The sequence below is a fragment of the Iocasia fonsfrigidae genome (assembly GCF_017751145.1).
GTDB lineage: Bacteria > Bacillota > Halanaerobiia > Halanaerobiales > DTU029 > Iocasia > Iocasia fonsfrigidae.
The window spans coordinates 2032119-2051631 of record NZ_CP046640.1; the positions used below are offsets into that span (position 1 = coordinate 2032119).

Sequence of the window (19513 nt, forward strand, 5' to 3'; positions counted from 1 at the left end):
TATACTGATATTTATTTTTTCTAATTTGTTAATAATATTTAATTTTAAATAGATTTTATGTGGGAGGGATGAAGATAATTACGATTAAAAGACAGTCAAAGAATATTATAAAAAAAAGGGGGGAAATAAAGAGTGGATAAATTCAATATCTATCAAGATATTGCGGAGCGTACCAATGGTGATATATATATAGGTGTAGTGGGTCCAGTAAGGACAGGTAAATCTACTTTTATTAAACGTTTTATGGAACACCAGGTATTACCTATGATTGACGATAAATTTGTTAAAGAAAGGGCTAATGACGAATTACCGCAGAGTTCTGCTGGCAAAATGATTATGACAACAGAACCGAAATTTGTGCCAGAAGAGGCAGTAGATATTAGATTAGGGGATAAATTAAATTTTAGAGTAAGGATGATAGACTGTGTAGGTTATACAGTCCCTGGAGCACTTGGCTATGAAGATGAAGAAGGACCTAGAATGGTCTCAACCCCCTGGTATGAACATGATATACCATTCCAGGAGGCTGCAGAGGTAGGGACTAATAAAGTGATTACTGACCACTCTACTATTGGCCTGGTAATTACAACAGATAGCAGTTTTACAGATTTGCCGAGACATAATTTTGTGATGGCAGAGGAGAGGGTTATTAATGAATTAAAGGAAATTGGCAAACCCTTTGTCATCGCCTTAAATTCTGCTCATCCAGATGATGAAGAAACAAGACAATTAAGTGAGAAATTATCTGAAAAATATGATGTCCCTGTTTTAGCTATAAACTGTTTAAATATGAATAGAAATGATATAGATAAAATTCTTAAAACAGTCTTATACGAATTTCCAGTCCAAGAGTTATATATAGATTTACCAGTATGGACCAATGAATTACCGGCTAATAACTGGTTGAAAAAAAGTATTGATGAATCAGTTAGACTATCAATAAATAATGTGGAGAAGATAAGAGATGTTGATGAAGTAGTAAGATTATTGGCGGATAATGAATATACTCAGGAGGTATTTCTGGAAAGGGTAAATCTAGGTGAAGGTGTTGCCAAAATATCAATAGGATTATTAGATAATCTGTTTTTTAAAATCATTAATGAACTCAGTGGTTATGAAGTTGAAGATGAACAAGAATTATTAAGCTTAATAAAAGACCTTAGTTTTGCTAAAATGAAATATGATAAAATTTCTCAGGCCTTACAGGATGTTGAAGAAAAGGGATATGGCATAGTAACACCACAACTATCAGATATGAATTTCAATGAACCAGAAATAATTAAACGGGGTAATCAATTTGGAGTTAAATTAACTGCCTGTGCCCCTTCAATCCACATGATCAGGGCTGATATACAGGCAGAAGTATCACCAGTAGTAGGTACAGAAAAACAATCGGAAGAACTAATTTTATTTTTGCAGAAGGATTTTGAAGAAAATCCGTCAGATATATGGGAAACACAATTTCTAGGAAGGTCATTACATGATATCATGAAAGAAGGAATTGCTAATAAACTCTATCGTATGCCCGATACTGCCCAGCGTAAAATTCAGGATACCATTCAAAAGATAGTTAATGAAGGTAGTGGAGGGTTAATATGTATTATCCTTTAATACCCAAAAAGATGTATTAATTACCTGGCTTGAGGTAAAATAACCTTGAGCCTTTTTTTTTGCTTAAAAAAAAAGCCAATTATGCAGGAGATTAGTGATATATAGCGAATAATAAGTAATGTGTAAAGTATACAGTCAAATTAAGGAGGTGAAGGTAATATGACTAAAACTGATTTAATCGATGCTGTGGCAGAAAAAACTGGTTTAACCAAAAAGGATTCAGGAGAAAGTGTTAATGCAGTATTTGATACTATTGTTGATTACCTTAGCAGTGAAGCCGCTAAACAGGCTGACGACCGTGATAATGTCCAGATAATTGGTTTTGGTACTTTTGAAGTGAGAGACCGTAGTTCACGAAAGGGAAGGAATCCACAGACTGGTGAGGAGATTACTATTCCCGCTAGAACAGTACCTGTCTTCAGAGCTGGCAAATCATTTAAGGACTCTGTGGAAGGATAGGTATTATACATAATCATCTTTTTGGAAAGGATTTTAAAAATCCTTTCTTTTTTTTTACTTTAATTAAATATGCTTCTTTTTCATATAGTTTTATTAGCTAACATATACTTTAGCTGGGAGGTTATAGTGTATGCTATTTAAAACAAAATCTAATAAAATTATAATTCTGGGGATAGATAAAAATTCGCAGATTCTGGCTGATTATTTAAGTAAGAAAAATGATATAATTATACTCGATAAAAATTATAGTAAATATCCAGATATTGATGTATTTTTCGATAGTTTTGATAATGGTTTAGTAGATATCTTAAAAAAACATAATATTACTGATGTTTACAGTTTTATTGCCATGACTGATAATAATGAATATAATCTCTTTGCAGCTGAACTGGCTAAAAATATGGGGGCTGATAAAACTATATGTCTTACAAGCAATAGCTGTTATTTAGAAATAAAAAGTAATATTGATTTAATAATTAATCCTTATCAAGTTATAATCGATTATTTGAGTTATCTTTTAAAGGAGACACGCTTGGTCAATATTATGAATCTAATTCCTGGAAAGATAAATATAAGTAGCATAAAGGTTGTTAATGATGACTCTTTTTCTTATATTAGGGTTAAAGATATTGAACTGGTAGATACCTTAATTATTGCAATCAAAAGACAGGACAGGACCTTTGTTCCCCTGCCAGAAACAAAAATCTACCCTGATGACCTTATATATATATTATTTAAAAAATCAATTATAAATAATTTGTTTGATTTATTCAACAGATATAAAAAAAAGAGAAGGCTATTTATTATTGGGGCTAATCAATTAGCTAGGTTATTGATTAAGGGCTGGAAAAAACTCTTTGAGCCAATAATAATAATTGATCCAGACCTGGCAAAATGCAATAAATTTGCTGATGAATTTGATAATATCCTTATCTTACATGGTGAGGGGACTGATACACAATTGTTGAGTGAAGAGGGTTTAAATACAAAATCAATCTTAATAAACCTTAGTGATAATGATTTTGCTAATTTATTAGGGAGTTATTCTAGCAAAAAATATGCTTGTCAAAATGTGTATACTATAATAAATAACCATAAACACTGTAAAATAGCTGAATTACTTAACTTAGAAAATACCATATCTGTACCAGAGGTAATTAAAGATTACCTAAGTAATTTTATTAATTCTTCACAAAGGATTAATAAATATTTCCTTGGAGATGAGGTTTATACTACCGAATTAAGGATTAATAATAAACATAATAAGAAAGTTAAAGATTACAAACTCCCTTCTGGTATCATTATTGGTCTTATAATCAGGGATAATGAATATATTATTCCTGATGGAGAATCTTTATTGAAAAAAGACGATGGATTAATTATTTTCTTTAATAAAAAAAATGAAATAAAGTTACATAATAAATTCCTTTAATAAAACAAATACTATTATTAAAAGGAGTGAGCTGATGAAGATTCGTAAAAAGAAAACAGATAAAAAAGAAAAAAATAAAAAGGATGGAATGGGTATTGTTTCTGATAATCCTAATGACTTGAGTCCTGACGATATAGAAATAGGTGATGATTTAACCAGTAATGAGTTAATAAAAAAGAAAGAGAAAAAGAGCTAAGTAATTAAGGCCCCATGTTTTGGGGCCTTAATTAGTTCCAATTTATCTGAAGAAGATTGTTATTACTAAGTAGTTTTAAAAAAAGATCATTATTATGTATCTCTTTTTGAAGGTCATTAAATTCCTCTGGACTTGCACTGGAATCAAGATTGATATCAATAGAAATTTTAGGCATATTGTCTTTTGAATTAAGACTGCTGTGTATACTTATATAAAGATTAGTAATAAGCAGACAATGTTTATTGGAATAATTCTTGATAATAAGGGTAATAATTCCCGATAGTGCAGTTAGGAGATATTCATAGGGGTGAGGATATCGTTTACAGGCTTCCACATTATAAGTAAGACTTGAGTGAAGGTGTGGAAAATCAGGTATATTAATCATCATCTCCTGGCTTCCATTCCACTGGCTTTCTACAAGAATTTTTTTCATTGACACACACCCTTTCCATTTATAGGATTACCCATTTTTATATAAATATATAAAAAAATATTTAACTTCTACTAATCAGGCTTTAACATATTTATATATTGAACACGAAGGAAATGGGGTGCATGTGTATTATGAATATAAATTCTATCTTATATATTTTAGGTAGTCTTTTGATATTTGTAGCCTTATCAATGTTACTACCAATACTAGTAGGATTTTATTATCATGAAGAAGATGCCTTTGTTTTTATTATTACCATGGGACTTACTTTTATAAGTGGTAGTATTTTAAGGAAATTTAGATTTAATAAAAATGGTCTTAAATATAAAGATGGATTTGTTATAGTTACCCTGGGATGGCTTCTTGTCTCTATATATGGAGCAATTCCATTTTTCTTGTCCGGTATACTTAAAACCCCAATAGATGCCTTCTTTGAAAGTGTTTCAGGTTTTACAACAACTGGTTCATCAGTAATTATGTCTCTGGAAAGTTTAAGTCATACAATACTCTTTTGGAGGAGTTTAACACACTGGTTGGGGGGGATGGGTATTATCGTAATGACAATGGCAGTTTTACCGCAGCTAGCCGGAAATATGCATCTTTTCAGGGCAGAGGTACCAGGACCGTTAGATAACCGTATTAAACCAAGAATTCAGGAAACAGCCAAGACATTGTGGTTTATTTATATTCTATTAACTGCTTTAGAAATAATACTTCTTAAAGTTAATGGGCTCCCTCTTTTTGAAGCAGTAATATATTCTTTTGGAACTATTTCTTCAGGTGGTTTTTCCTCCCGGGCACTCAGTGTTCGCGCCTATAATAATATTATTTTTGAATATATAATAATTTTATTTATGTTTTTTGCTGGGACCAATTTTAATCTCATATATAGCATTTTTAAGGGAAGGATTAATGAGATATATAATGATGAGGAGTTTAGGTTTTATCTGCTTCTCTTACTAAGTGCTATCATATTAATTACTTTTAACCTATTTTTTAATGTTTATGGAGATATAAGCACTTCAATAAGATATGCAGGATTTCAGGTTGTATCTATTGCCAGTACTACCGGATTTGCAACAGTAGACTATGATACCTGGCCACCTTTTAGCAGATGGATATTACTTATTTTGATGTTTATAGGTGGTAGTGCAGGTTCTACTGCTGGAGGAATAAAGGTAATAAGAATACAGGTCTTATTTAAAAAGGGACTACAGGAATTATACAGACTTTTACATCCCCGGGCTATAAAGAAAATTAAGGTTAATAAGCAGTCTGTTTCAGAGAGAATATCAACAAGTATCCTGGGTTTTTTCTTTATGTATATAACCGTTTTTGTCCTTGCTACAATTTCATTAAGCTATTTTGGGATAGATATCTTAAGTTCTATATCAGCTGTAGCAGCAACCTTGGGCAATATAGGACCTGGCTTAGAGCTGGTAGGTCCCCTTAATTCTTTTATGCCACTACCGCAATTTGCTAAACTTATTCTTTCCTGTTGTATGTTAATGGGTAGATTAGAGATATATACAATTCTTGTTTTTATTTTTATGGACTGGAGATAGCTTGAATTAGTAAAAAATTTGATATATAATTGTTTTAAATGTTAGGATAAGGGGGTATTTTTTTGAGTTTATTAGATTTTTTTAGAGATTTGTTTAAAAGTAATAATAAAAGAAATTTAATGTTTATATTTATCCAGGATAATAAATGTGGCCATAAAATTAAAATTCTTTTAAGGAAAAGTTATGATATCAGCCGTGTTTATAATGATAAGTCAGTTTGTTTTCGAGTAAATAAGGGTGTAGTATGTAGTAACTGTTACCACAAAATAAATCTGAGAATTGATTTTGATAAGAGATATAATATTGTTAACCAGGAAATAGATGGGGGAAAAGTTATTAGTGAAGAAGAATATAACAGTGAATAGACTATAATTATGAAATGGGTGTGGTTTTATAATGGGTTTACCTAATTTATTGAGTCTACTTAGAATTCTCTTGATTCCAGTTTATCTATATTATTTTTTAGCCGGCAATTATATTACTGCTGCAATTATTTTTTCTTTTTCAGCATTAACAGATTTTCTCGATGGTTATTTTGCCAGGAAATATCAATTAACAAGTGATCTGGGCAGGATACTTGACCCAACTGCAGATAAGCTCAGTATAATCAGTATTTTAATTGCCCTGATTATTTCAGATATAATCCCACATTATATTCCGGTAATTCTTTTGATCAGGGAGTTGTTTATCTTTATAAGTTCAGGTATTACTTATTTGCTTGGCTATGATATGATTAACCCCAGTTTGCTTGGTAAAATCTCCATTTTTTTATTATATCTGGCCATTGCCTTAAGATTATTAAATGTAAAATTTATTGGTTTATTTCTTTTTTATGTAGTCATTCCTTTAAATATAGTTTCTGGATTGGATTACATAAAAACAACTCTGAACAAACTTTCTTCCAATGTAAATTAATAAAATACATAATAAAACATAATCACCAGACAGCTGATAAAGGCTGTCTTTATTTGTTTATTCTTGAAAGAAAAAAAATTGACCTCCTGACAAAGTAAGACATTATCTACAAAGGAATAATATGGCTATTATAGAATTGTTTATATTAGAAGTCAAAAGAAGGAGGTATTTTATAATGTTATTAAATACGGAATGCTGGATTAATCTTTTGAGAATATTAAAGGATTTTGGCTATGAACTAAATGGTTCTACTAATAACCTGGAAAACCAGAAATTTTTATGGGAAATAATTATTAATATAAAAGAGAATATGCAGGATGAACTAGAACAATCAATCAGGGTAAATATGCAGTTATGTTATCTCCTGGAGGAGAGTGAACAGATCAAGGATATAAATGCCCCTTTATTTCGTCTTAATCATATCCTGGAACAGGATTTCTATAGATTTGATAATGACCCTTATAAAGGTTTAAAAAATTTTCATAAATTAATCATCTCAAGTTATGGTAATATAAATAATTTTCTTAGTGAACTAAAAATTGTTAAAGAAAATTTGTCTTTTGTTAGAAAAAGGATTGACCAGGAATTAATAGAAAAATATAATTATTTAAAAGAAATTTCTCTGCCTTTACGTGGTTATGAAAAAATGAGAATGGCTTTACTTACAATACTAAAAAAATTTACTGAGCTTCATATTATTGTCTCTAACCCTCAGGCCCAGGAAAAACTCAGGGAAGAGATAAATGAATTTATCAACTGTTACAAGGTCCAATATACAAAGGAACATGAATATTATCATCAAAAATTAAGTGATTTTTATGGTAATTTATATTCACTTCCAGAATATAATGCCCTTGATAATCTTTCTAATATAAGGATTATTAAGGTCGCTTACAATATGAAACCTATTAAAAAATATATTGAAACCTTTTTCCCGGACCAATGTGAGGTAATTAACTTAAATGAAATATTGAAAAAAAAAGTAAAATGTAATTGTGGGTTTAATCTCGGAGAAAGGATTACTATTCCCTCCTTAAAGAAGATTAAACCTATGTTGAGAAAAGGTATCAAGGAATATCTCTCACAATTACAGAATAAACGGTTTAAAGGTTTATTTGAAAACTATTTAACATATAATAATAATTCATTTTTAATTGAACTATTAGAGATAAACCCTGCAAATTTAAACGGCTCAATTAATAAAATAAATAAAGAATTAATTAAAGAGATAAATGAAGCCTTGAGTAGTACTTACCCCTTAAAGGTATCCCTGGAAGAGATTGCTTCTTATCTTGATGCAAGTTATCCTGTAAATCAGCTTGATTTATTAAGAGAAGACCTGGAAAAAGGCCTGGAAATCATTATAAAGAATAAAATGGGTGGAATGGAAAACATTATTATGGATGATATAATTATTAATTTAATAAAATAGCAGGAATTCTTGCTCTTTCTGTAGAATTATTTCTTAAAAGATAGAATAAAAGGTGTTGACTGTAAATGGAAATTTTAATTAAAAATATTGATGTGATTTATTCTGCTAATCAAGAGATGATCAATAACGGCTATATAATAATTAAAGATAAGTTAATTACAGAAGTTGGTTCTGGCTATCATGAGGATCAGGAACACAATAAATATGACCAGGTTATTGATGGTAGAGGGAAAATTGCTCTGCCTGGATTAGTAAACTGTCATACACATGCCGGTATGACGTTATTACGTGGATATGCAGATGACCTCCCGTTAAATAAATGGTTAAATGATAAGATTTGGCCTTATGAAGCAGGTTTAAATTCTGATGATATTTATTGGGGAACAATGCTAGCAATTATTGAAATGATCAGGACAGGGACAACCCTCTTTGCTGACATGTATTTTTCAATGGATTTGGTAGCAAAGGCTGTCCAGGAATCAGGCATTAGAGCTGTACTTTCAACTGGACTGATTGAAGCAAATGACGGCAGGAAAGGTCTAATAGAATCACTTGAATTTAGCCGGAAGTGGATGGGGGGAGCAGATGGCAGAATAACAACGATGTTAGGACCACATGCACCTTATACATGTTCAGAGGGATATCTGAGAGAGATTATTGATTTGTCTAATGAACATAATCTGCCGGTTAATATTCACCTGGCAGAAACAAAGGGGGAATATGCCGAGATAGAAAAAGAATATGGGCTATCACCTGTCAAATATTTAAACAATATTGGCTTATTCAGTAGACCAGTAGTAGCTGCTCATTGTGTTTATCTTGATGATGAAGATATTGATATAATGGCTTCAAATCAGGTTGGTGTTGTCTATAATCCGGCCAGTAATATGAAACTGGGTAGTGGAATTGCCCCTATCTGTAAAATGATTGACAAAGATATTAAAGTAGGTATTGGTTCTGATGGTGTCTCAAGTAATAATAACCTTGATCTGATCGAAGAGGCTCGACTGGGTTCATATCTACAGAAGGTTGATAAACTTAATCCTACTGTAATGGATGTTCATTCTTTATTGAAAATGTTAACGCTTTCGGGGTCAAGGGTCTTACAATTAGGAGATAATTTAGGAATTATTGCTCAGGGAAATTTAGCAGATATAATCTTAGTAAATATATCTAATAACAGTTTTTATTATCCCCATCATAATAATTTATCTAATCTCTTTTACGCTGGCAGTGGTCGTGATGTCGATACAGTTATTATTAATGGTAAAATAGTTATGAATAAGAAGAATATATTAACAATTGACGTTGAAAAGATATATTATGAAGTAGAAAGAATTATTAAAGAAAAATGAATTAAACTTTCTGTTCTTAAATATAATGTATTATAATAGTAACCCGGAAAGGAGAGGGAAACAATGTTAAATATATATTGCTGGAAATGCGGAAGCAAGATTAATGAAGATAATATACTAGGCTTAGGGCATTTCGATCAGAATTTAGGCAAATATAAAGGAAAGGGATTTGTTGCCTTTAACTGCCCTGATTGTAAAAAAACCCGCTATCAGGTTATTGATTCTATTTCAATTCAAAATCAAATTAAAAATAGTATAAATGAATCCTCTTCAGATTTTATTAATATAGATCAGGTTATTGATTTCTACGGTCAATTGCAGGAGATTAGCACAATAAATGCTTTTCTGGAGAAATGTGAAAGTTCTCAAAAGACCATTAGTACCGAGATTAAAAAACCGATTTTACAACCTCTTGATGTCTATAATCTCTTTTATGAATTGAATTCTGCCAATATGAAAAGACTGATGATCCTAACTATGAATAAAGACAATTATTTGATATCCTGGGAATTACTGGGTGAGGGTTTAAGTAAGCCTATCAGTTTTGATCCCAAGATAATTTTTCATACTCCATTCCTTTTAAATGATCAGGTATCAGTTATTATTGCCCAGAATACCAATAAACACTTTACTCAACCTACTCAAAAAGATATTTTACTTACCAAGCGGCTTTTAAAGGCAGGTAAAATACTGGGGGTAGAGTTCCTTGACCATATAATTATAGAAGAAAACGGCTATCATAGTTTTGATCAATTAAATTATATCTAAAAAAAAACAGGCTTACCATATTGGTAGGTCTGTTCTTATTTTCACCCTTTTTTAATATAATTTTTATTAAGGAGGGGTAGTTGTGAATGATAAGTCGATCAAAATATTAGTTTTATGTCTGTTAATATTTGGTTTGTTTCTTGGGGCATATGAAAGTGTCTGGCGTCAGGGGGCAAAGAAGGTTACCAGTAATGAACTTAGTCTTAACAGGGAATCCAATGAGGTTTATCTTGAAATTATCTGGGATGCCTCAGGAAGTATGTGGGGACGGGACTATGGGATTGAGAAAATTATTAAATCTAAAGAAATTTTAAAAACTTTTGCTGCTGAAATTGATCATGATATTAATCTAGGATTAAGGATTTTTGGTGCAAGAAGGGTGGGTGACCTTGAAGATTCATTCTTAGCCTTACCATTTAATAAAAATAATACAGAAGCAGTAATAAACTTTATTGCAAATGTGAAGCCACTGGGCAAATCACCTATTGCCTATTCATTAAAAAAAGCTGTAGAGGATTTAACTGCTGTTAATGGACAAAAATACATTATGCTGGTAAGTGATGGAATAGATAATGGTGCTATTCCTCCAAAAGAAGTTGTAAAAGAACTAAAAGATAATAATATTATCTTACATGTAGTACATATTGGAGAACTGGAAAATGATAAGATAAAAACCAGATTAAAGGAAATGGTTTCTTTGACTGGAGGCAACTATTATACCTATCATAATCACAGGGAAGTAATTCCAACTTTTAAACAATAAGGCCGTCAGGCCCTTTTTTTTTTAGTAAAAAAGAGGATATTTCTTAATTTTAGGGAATAATATATATGATTAAAAAACATGGAGAGTGATAAAAAATGAGTAAAACTTTTAAAGTTTTATTAACGATAATTATTTTAGCATTATTTGCCTTAATGATACTTATTTTTTCTGGAAGTCAATTTTATACTGAATGGTTATGGTTTAAAAACCTTAATTATCAGCGAACCTTTATTACAATGTTTTTCACTAATTTCTGGTTGCGAATAATAGTAGGACTTTTATTTACTATCTTTCTTTATATAAACCTATCTTTTACTAAAAAACCACTGCTAGAGTATTTAAGTGTTAAAGGGGATGATAACGTAGAATCCCTTTTCCGCGGCAGCAACAATGATTTTATAGCTTGGTTAAATAAAAAACGGTTGAATTATTTATTTTTACTCAGCAGTATAATTCTCGGGTTTTTATTCAGTTCTATCAATCAGGAGCTTTGGAAAATTGTTTTAAAATATTTTAACCAAACAGAGTTTGGGATAGTCGATCCAATTTTTTCACAGGATATCAGTTTTTATGTTTTTTCACTCCCTTTTTATAATTTTTTAAAGGACATGGGGATGGTCTTAACAGTCTTAACTCTGATTACGATTGCTATAATTTATACACTGTCTGCAGGTATTAATTCATTTAAAGATGTAAAATTTAAATTAAGCAGCAGGGCCAAAACCCATATCACAGTATTAATTACCTTGTTTTTATTTTTGAAAGCCCTTAGCTATCGGCTGCGTATGTATGATCTGCTATATTCTGCAAGAGGAGTTGTTTTTGGTGCTGGCTATACAGATGTAAATGCCAATATGCTTGGTTTAAGAGTATTAACCATTATTGCCTTTTTAACTGCAATTATCCTCTTAATCAATCTATTCAAAAAAAATTACCGGGTATTACTCTGGAGTCTAGGTCTGTGGTTAATAGCTTCGATTATTTTTGGTTCCCTCTACCCTTCTTTTATTCAACGATTTCAGGTAGAGCCAAATGAGATAGATAGGGAAAGAAAATATATTAGTTATAATATTGATATGACACTCAAGGCTTACGGTCTTAATGATATTAAAGAAGAGGAATTTAGACTTAATGATAATCTAACAAATGAAATACTGGCAGATAATGAAGAAACAGTAAATAATATTCGTCTGTTGGATCCACGGCCTTTACTGTCAACCTATAATCAATTACAGGGATTAAGACAATACTATACATTTCCTAATATAGATATAGATAGATATATGGTTGATGGTGAGTACAGACAGGTAATGTTAGCTGCCAGAGAACTGGACCAGAATAGGTTAGCAAGTCAGGCCAGGACTTGGATAAATCAAAAATTAAAATACACCCATGGTTATGGGGTTACCATGAGTCCAGTAAATACAGTCACTAGTGATGGACTACCAACGTTTTTGATCAAAGATATTCCTCCTAAAACATTTAGTGATATAGAGGTGGATAACCCTGCTATTTATTATGGTGAAAAAACCAATTCTGATTACATAATAGCTAATACAAAAGAAGGCGAATTTGATTACCCCCTTGGTTCTGAAAATGCCTATACAGATTATGATGGAACTGGTGGTGTACAATTAAATAATTATTTTAAAAAGGTTTTGTATGCGATTCGTTATAGTAATATAAAATTATTATTAAATCAAGATATTACTCCAGAGAGCCGTATAATGTACTACCGTAACATTAAAACCAGGGTAAGAAAAACTGCTCCATTTTTAAGCTATGATGCTGATCCATATCTTGTTGTAAGTGAGGGTAGATTATTTTGGATCCAGGATGCCTATACTACAACTGATAGATTCCCTTATTCACAAACAAGTCGGATTGGTAACTATATTAGAAACTCTATCAAGGTTGTTATTGATACCTATAATGGTTCTATGAAATTCTATCTTATTGATGAAGATGACCCCCTGGCAGTGACCTATCAGAAAATTTTCCCCGATTTATTTGTTTCCGGAGAACAGATGCCAGATGATATCAGAGCCCATTTAAGATATCCCCAGGATTTATTCTTAATCCAAACAGAATTATATAGTACCTATCATATGAAAAACCCTACTGTCTTTTATAACAAGGAAGACAGGTGGAATATACCTACAGAAAAATATGCTGGAAACAGTATTCAGATGCAACCCTATTATAATATTGTGAAATTGCCTGATAATGAAAATAGCGAATTTGTCTTGATGCTTCCCTTTACCCCAATAAATAAAAATAATATGGTAGCCTGGATAGCAGCCCGTTCAGATGGAGATAAGTATGGTGAATTACTGGTTTATAGTTTTCCTAAAGATAAACTTGTTTATGGTCCTATGCAGGTTGAATCACGAATTGACCAGAATGCCGATATATCTCAACTACTGAGCTTATGGGGACAGCGCGGCTCAAGGGTAATCAGGGGTAATCTCCTGGTAATACCTATCGGTGAAGCCATACTATATGTTGAACCAGTTTATTTGCAAGCTGAAACCAGTGAATTACCTGAACTAAAAAGGGTGGTTGTGGCCTATAAAGATAGGGTAGTTATGAGGGAAACATTCAGGCAGGCACTTAATGTGATATTTGGTGTTGAAGAGATTGAAGAAGAAACAGAGGAAATAGAAGGTCAAAGACCAGGTATGGTTGAAATAATATCCAGTGATATACAGGAACTAAGTAGCAGGGCACTGGAGGTATATCAAGAGGCCCAACAAAGTCTTAAAGAAGGCAACTGGGCAGATTATGGTGAACAAATAGAAAGACTTAGTGAATTACTGGAGCGCTTAAATGAGATTAGTAATATGCCAGATGAAAACATGTAACTATAGTAATTTTTAGACTAATAATCAAGGAAAGAAGGTGGGTTATGAATAAGACAAATGCATTTAATCACTATAAATTAAATAATAGTTGTGATTTACATATCTTTAATAGCAATAAATTTAAGACTAATCTAATCCAAATGGTTATTATCGAAAAACTAGCTGCTGAAACAGTAAGTGCTAATGCCCTGTTACCCTATGTTTTCTACAGAGGTTCAAACAAGTACTCTACTACACGGGAGTTTAAAATTAGGTTAAATGAATTATATGGTGCTGAACTGAGTATTTCTGTCTTAAAGAGGGGAGAAAATCAATTGCTGATTTTCTCCCTGGAACTCCCCAATGAGATTTTTTTGCCTGACCAAACACCATTATTTAGGGAAGGGCTTAAACTTCTCTATGAACTGGTTTTAAATCCAGCTATGAAAGAGGAGTATATTGAACAGGAAAAGGATAATCTACAAAGAAAGATAGGTGCTTTGATTAATGATAAATATAGTTATGCTGTAGAACGATGTTATCAGGAGATGTGTGCTAATGAAACCTATGGCTTGTATAAATTAGGGAAAAAGAAAGATCTGGAAGTCATCACCAAAGAGCAATTACTTAAGCGTTACAACTCAATAATTAATAATAGTGTGATCCTCTTTTTTGTAGTAGGTGATGTAGAGGATAACAGGGTTCTTAGTGATATAAATACTGTATTTGACTTTAAACATAAACAATCTAAAGGGATTAATAAAACTGAGCTAATCAGTCAGGTAAGTGATGTAAAAGAGATCAAAGATAAAATGAAGGTAAAACAGGGTAAGTTAATTATGGGTTTTAGAACCGGAATTACCAGAGGGAGTAAGTCTTATTATCCACTTATTGTTTATAATGGAATTCTCGGAGCCTTCCCACATTCCAAGCTTTTTCAAAATGTAAGGGAAAGGTCCAGTCTGGCCTATTTTGCTAATTCTGGTCTTGAAACAACCAAGGGATTATTGTTAATAAGTTCAGGAATAGATTTTAATGTTTATCAAAAGGCCAGAGAAATCATTCTACAGCAGGTAGAGGAGATAAAAAAAGGTAATTTTACTGTTCAGGAATTGGACTGGGCTAAAATGTCCTTACAGAACCGTTTTAAAAATATAGCAGATAGAATAGATGGACTTGCAGGTCATTATTTACTGGGTTTAATTAATAATAACCCTGAATCAATTGATAAGTCCCTTGATTCAATCTCAGCAGTCAAACGGGAAGATGTAATTAATATAGCGAAACAGATCAAACTAGATACAATCTATTTCCTTGACAGACAGGAAGGTGAACGGTAGTGAATAAATTGGAGAATAAAATAATTAATGAATGTCTTTACCATGAAGTACTGGATAATGGTCTTAATGTATATCTAATGCCCAGGAAAAATTTCAATAAACAATATGCTATTTTTGCCTGTGATTATGGTGCCAATGACACTACCCTGCTGTTGGAAGATAAAGGGGAAATGAAGTTGCCTGATGGTATAGCTCATTTTTTAGAACATAAATTATTTGAAAATGAAGATGGGGATAGTTTTGCCAAATTTGCCAGTACCGGTGCCTCAGCCAATGCCTATACAAATTATACAACTACTGCCTATCTCTTTAGTTCTACTGATAATTTCGCAACCTCACTACTCAATCTCCTTGATTTTGTTCAAAAACCCTATTTTACTGATGAGAATGTTGAAAAAGAAAAGGGTATTATTGCTCAGGAGATATTAATGTATGAGGATGATCCGGAATATCAGGTTTATTTAAATCTCCTACAGGGATTGTATAATAATCACCCCCTTAGAAAGAATATTGCAGGTAGTATTGAAAGTATTAATAAGATTGATAAGGACAGACTTTATCTTTGTTATAACAGTTTTTATAGACCAGAGAACATGGTGCTTTTTCTTCTGGGGGATTTTGATCTTAATAAAACACTTAAATTAATAGTGGATAATCAGTCAAAGAAAATTATTGGAGAAATAAAGGGGGTTAAAAAGGTTTTTCCTGTTGAAAATGACAGCATTAATCAAAAATTAATTAAAAAGGAAATGGATGTATCAGAACCCCTCTTTAATCTTGGTTTTAAAGAAGTAAAAATTCCTGATAACGGCTATGAATTAGTTAAACAGGAATTAGCGGTTAATATTTTAATTGACCTTTTAATTGGTAAAGGAACAAAGTTGTATCAATCCCTTTATAATGAGGGTTTAGTAGATAATCACTTTCACCAATACTATATTTTAGAAAAAGGTTATGGTTATGCCTTAATGGGCGGTAAAAGCAAAGACCCGGATAAATTATACCAGCGAATAATTAAAGATTTACCAGATAGTTTAAATAAAATTACTATCAAGGACTATCAGACTATTTATAAAAAGAATCTGGGTAATTATATAAAGAGTTTTAATTCCTTTGCCAGGACAGCTTCAGAGTTTATTAATTATATATTTAAAGGTATTAACTATTTAGACTTATTAGATATTATTAATGATATTGAATTAGATTATGTAATTGGGTTTTATGATAGCCTTTTCAGGGAAGAAAAGGCTGTTAGATCAATTGTTGAACATTAATATACCTAGGCTTTGTTCTCATAACTTGCAATAGATTTGAAAAATATATATAATAATATATAATATCACTACCCTGAGCCAAGTAAGCTCAGCCAATATTTGAGGAAATAAGGTTCTTCTTCGAATATTTTAATTTATTAAAACAGCTGGGAAATTCCATAGTAAATTGGGGGTGATTAAGCGAGTAGTCAGTAGGTACAGGCTTTTATAGTATTTTTGTAATGTGTATAATTTTTAAGGAGGGAGAAATTGAGCATGAAAAGAGATCGTTGGGGGAATAGGGCGGCATTTATTCTTGCTGCTGTTGGTTCTGCTGCTGGGTTAGGTAATGCATGGCGTTTTCCGTATATTGTTTATAAATATGGTGGAGGGGCTTTTTTAATCCCATACTTTGTTGCCTTACTGACTGCAGGTATTCCACTGCTTATTATGGAGTTTTCATTGGGTCAAAAATACCAACTGGGAGCCCCGGAAGCACTGGGAAAAATACGGAAGAAATTTTCGATTATCGGCTGGTGGACAACATTAACTGCCTTTTTTATTGTAATTTATTATGCTGGTGTTATGGCTTGGATCTGGGATTATATCTGGGGTTCATTTACTGTTGCCTGGGGTAATGATGCCGGGGGGTATTTCTATAATAATGTACTCCAACTTAGTTCAGGCCCTGGGGAACTGGGTGGTTTTAGTATACCGGTCCTGATCGGTGTTATAATTACCTGGATTGCTATTTATTTAATCTTAAGGAAAGGTACTGAAAGTGTAGGTAAGGTTGTCTGGGTTACAGTAACTCTGCCGATTGCCTTATTAATAATTCTAATGTTAAGGGCTGTAACACTTCCTGGTGCTGTACAGGGTTTGAATTATTACTTACAACCTGATTTTAGTAAACTTCTGGACCCACAGGTGTGGATTGCTGCTTACTCACAGATATTCTTTACCCTCAGTATAGGTATGGGAATTATGATAGCCTATGCCAGTTATATGCCTAAAGATTCGGATATTGTTAATAATGCCTTAATAACAGTATTCGCCAATTCTGGGGTGAGTTTTCTGGCTGGTTTTGGTATTTTTGGAACACTTGGTTATATGGCACAGACCCAGGGTGTTCCTATCTCTGAAGTTGCAGCCAGTGGAGTCGGTCTGGCTTTTGTTGTTTATCCTAATGCAATAAATATGCTACCAGGGGGTCCGATTGTTGCTACCATCTTTGGTCTGATCTTTTTCTTAACATTATTAACCCTGGGAATTGATTCAGCCTTTTCACTGGTAGAAGCAAATGTTACTGCCTTTACCGATAAGCTCCAGTTAAATAAAAGAAAAATTACTCTCTGGACAATAATAGTAATGGCGCTATTTAGCCTGATTTTTGCAAGTAAGGCTGGTTTGTACTGGCTTGATATAGTAGACTATTATATGAATAACTATGCCTTATTATTAGGGGGATTATTGGAATGTATAGCTATCGGCTGGTTCTTTAGTCCCACAAAACTTCGTGATTACTTCAATCCTATTTCTGAATATCAAGTTGGTCCATGGTGGGATTTTATGGTAAAAATACTTACACCTGCTGTCCTTCTTTACCTGGTAGCAAGTAAATTCTATGTAAACACCTTTGGCAAAGAACCATATGGAGGATATGATAATATCTATCAATGGTTAGGTGGCTGGGGTTTATTAATTGTTATGCTAATAATTTCTGTTGTCTTTGCTAATATAAGAAGTAGGGAAATAGATAGTCTTAATGCAGAAACCAGTAATTATTAATTGAGGAGGGATAAGATAGTATGACACCATCTGCAATAATTATGTTGATTTTTGGTGTTGTTGTTCTTTATGGTGGTCTTTATATTACTGTTAATAAGGCAGTAAAGTCTTCTAAGGATAAAGATAAATAGATAAAATATTTAAAAGCCCAGGCTTCAAGGTCTGGGCTTAGTGTATTAGAAGATACCATCAGAGAAATATTATTAGAGGGGTTTGTAGGTTTACTTTGATGTTTTTAATTGTGGATTTTAAGTGGAGAGAGTTGATATTATGCCAAATCTAGCAAAAGTAATTAAAAAAGCGGCAATTAATATTGGCTTTGACCTTGTTGGTATAACCTCTGCAGAACCCTTTGAGGATACTGCTAAAAGATTAAATAATAGAAAATTATCCAGTTTTATTAAGAATGACATTGAATTACTGACTAAACCTAAATTACACTTGCCTTCAGCCAGGTCTATAATTGCTGTTGCCTTATCATATGCCAGTTCACAAAAATATAATGGTGATTGTTATATTTCAATCTATGCCAGGGGCAGGGACTACCATCATGTTATGAAAAACAAATTGGAAAAACTAATGGGTTTTATCAGGGAAATTGTTCCAGGAGTAGATATGCTAACATATAGTGACACAGGACCACTACTGGATAGAATGATTGCCAGCAGAGCTGGACTAGGTTGGATCGGTAAAAATAACAATTTAATTAACCCTGTTTATGGTTCATATTTATTTTTAGGTGAAATATTAACTAATCTTGAGTTGGAGCATAATCAACCCCTAAATAATCAATGCTGTGATTGTAATCTATGTATAAAAAATTGTCCTTCATCTGCTTTAATGGAAGCATATCACCTTAAGGCTGATAGATGTATAAGTTATTTAACACAGAAGAAGGGTATTATTCCCGAAGAAGAAAGGGAAGTAATTAATAATCACCTCTGGGGATGTGATAATTGTCAGGATTTTTGTCCTTATAATAAAAATGTTCCTACTGACCTTCATGAAGAATTTACCCCATTATTAAAGGCGGAGCTTTCAGAGATTTTAAGAATAGATAATTTAGCTGAAAGAGACTTGTGGACTAATTCTGCCCTATACTGGCGGGGACCAAGAATACTTAAAAGAAACGCAATTATTAATATAGCTAATAATGGTGACAGGTGTTATCTCTCAGATTTAATCCAAAAAATAGATGACCCTTCACCAATAATCAGGTTCTATACTGCCTGGGCAGTGGGCAAAATTGCCAGTAAAGAATATATTAAAACTCTGAATAACAGACTTTTAGAAGAAAAAGATAAGGATGTTAGAAAGGAATTAAAAAAAGCAATTAATCGAATAAAGAGGAGGATTTAGG

The 19513-nt window shown here is 32.2% G+C and carries 18 protein-coding genes; 17 read left to right on the forward strand and 1 reads right to left on the reverse strand.

The window, feature by feature from the left end; genetic code table 11:
- The first annotated feature begins 132 nt into the window (after positions 1-132).
- The 4 genes from spoIVA to GM661_RS09710 all read left to right on the forward strand — a co-directional run bounded on the left by spoIVA (position 133) and on the right by GM661_RS09710 (position 3698).
- Complete coding sequence (spoIVA, locus tag GM661_RS09695; RefSeq protein WP_230866690.1) at positions 133-1611, forward strand: stage IV sporulation protein A; 1479 nt, start codon at positions 133-135, stop codon at positions 1609-1611.
- Positions 1612-1770: 159 nt separating this feature from the next.
- Positions 1771-2070 (forward strand): HU family DNA-binding protein, encoded by a 300-nt coding sequence (locus tag GM661_RS09700; protein WP_125990443.1) that lies wholly within the window; start codon positions 1771-1773, stop codon positions 2068-2070.
- Between the two features lie 130 nt (positions 2071-2200).
- A complete protein-coding gene (locus GM661_RS09705; RefSeq protein ID WP_230866691.1) occupies positions 2201-3502 on the forward strand; it encodes an NAD-binding protein in 1302 nt (433 codons plus the stop codon).
- A 34-nt stretch (positions 3503-3536) separates the two neighbouring features.
- Positions 3537-3698, forward strand: a complete 162-nt coding sequence (locus tag GM661_RS09710; RefSeq protein ID WP_230866692.1) for a hypothetical protein — start codon at positions 3537-3539, stop codon at positions 3696-3698.
- Between the two features lie 31 nt (positions 3699-3729).
- On the opposite strand, the gene GM661_RS09715 is transcribed toward GM661_RS09710, so the two are convergent.
- Positions 3730-4131: a hypothetical protein gene (locus GM661_RS09715; protein WP_125990445.1), complete on the reverse strand. Its 402-nt coding sequence runs from the start codon at positions 4129-4131 to the stop codon at positions 3730-3732.
- Between the two features lie 131 nt (positions 4132-4262).
- Between GM661_RS09715 and GM661_RS09720 the strand changes: the two genes are divergently transcribed.
- From GM661_RS09720 to queG, 13 genes are all read left to right on the forward strand, one after another.
- Positions 4263-5696: a TrkH family potassium uptake protein gene (locus GM661_RS09720; protein WP_230866693.1), complete on the forward strand. Its 1434-nt coding sequence runs from the start codon at positions 4263-4265 to the stop codon at positions 5694-5696.
- A 62-nt stretch (positions 5697-5758) separates the two neighbouring features.
- Entirely contained in the window at positions 5759-6061 is a 303-nt protein-coding gene (locus GM661_RS09725) for a hypothetical protein (RefSeq protein ID WP_230866694.1), read from the forward strand.
- Between the two features lie 31 nt (positions 6062-6092).
- A complete protein-coding gene (locus GM661_RS09730; RefSeq protein WP_230866695.1) occupies positions 6093-6611 on the forward strand; it encodes a CDP-alcohol phosphatidyltransferase family protein in 519 nt (172 codons plus the stop codon).
- A gap of 175 nt (positions 6612-6786) precedes the next feature.
- On the forward strand, positions 6787-8043 hold the full coding sequence (locus tag GM661_RS09735; RefSeq protein ID WP_230866696.1) for a cytochrome P450 family protein: 1257 nt from the start codon (positions 6787-6789) through the stop codon (positions 8041-8043).
- A 65-nt stretch (positions 8044-8108) separates the two neighbouring features.
- On the forward strand, positions 8109-9398 hold the full coding sequence (locus GM661_RS09740) for an amidohydrolase (RefSeq protein WP_230866697.1): 1290 nt from the start codon (positions 8109-8111) through the stop codon (positions 9396-9398).
- A 63-nt stretch (positions 9399-9461) separates the two neighbouring features.
- The gene (locus tag GM661_RS09745; RefSeq protein ID WP_125990450.1) at positions 9462-10166 is read left to right on the forward strand and encodes a JAB domain-containing protein; all 705 of its coding nucleotides are present in this window, start codon (positions 9462-9464) and stop codon (positions 10164-10166) included.
- An 82-nt stretch (positions 10167-10248) separates the two neighbouring features.
- Positions 10249-10929 (forward strand): vWA domain-containing protein, encoded by a 681-nt coding sequence (locus GM661_RS09750; protein WP_230866698.1) that lies wholly within the window; start codon positions 10249-10251, stop codon positions 10927-10929.
- 95 nt (positions 10930-11024) lie between these two features.
- Positions 11025-13793 carry a UPF0182 family membrane protein gene (locus GM661_RS09755; protein WP_230866699.1) on the forward strand — a complete coding sequence of 923 codons (2769 nt, stop codon included), beginning with the start codon at positions 11025-11027 and terminating at the stop codon, positions 13791-13793.
- A 44-nt stretch (positions 13794-13837) separates the two neighbouring features.
- The gene (gene yfmF / locus GM661_RS09760) at positions 13838-15112 is read left to right on the forward strand and encodes an EF-P 5-aminopentanol modification-associated protein YfmF (protein ID WP_230866700.1); all 1275 of its coding nucleotides are present in this window, start codon (positions 13838-13840) and stop codon (positions 15110-15112) included.
- Complete coding sequence (gene yfmH, locus GM661_RS09765; RefSeq protein WP_230866701.1) at positions 15112-16386, forward strand: EF-P 5-aminopentanol modification-associated protein YfmH; 1275 nt, start codon at positions 15112-15114, stop codon at positions 16384-16386. Before yfmF ends, yfmH begins: the two co-directional genes overlap by 1 nt.
- Before the next feature lie 255 nt (positions 16387-16641).
- Positions 16642-18153: a sodium-dependent transporter gene (locus tag GM661_RS09770; protein ID WP_230866702.1), complete on the forward strand. Its 1512-nt coding sequence runs from the start codon at positions 16642-16644 to the stop codon at positions 18151-18153.
- Positions 18154-18173: 20 nt separating this feature from the next.
- Positions 18174-18284, forward strand: a complete 111-nt coding sequence (locus GM661_RS09775; protein WP_125990456.1) for a MetS family NSS transporter small subunit — start codon at positions 18174-18176, stop codon at positions 18282-18284.
- A 139-nt stretch (positions 18285-18423) separates the two neighbouring features.
- Positions 18424-19512, forward strand: coding sequence for a tRNA epoxyqueuosine(34) reductase QueG (gene queG / locus GM661_RS09780; protein WP_230866703.1), 1089 nt, complete (start codon positions 18424-18426; stop codon positions 19510-19512).
- Position 19513: the final 1 nt, after the last annotated feature.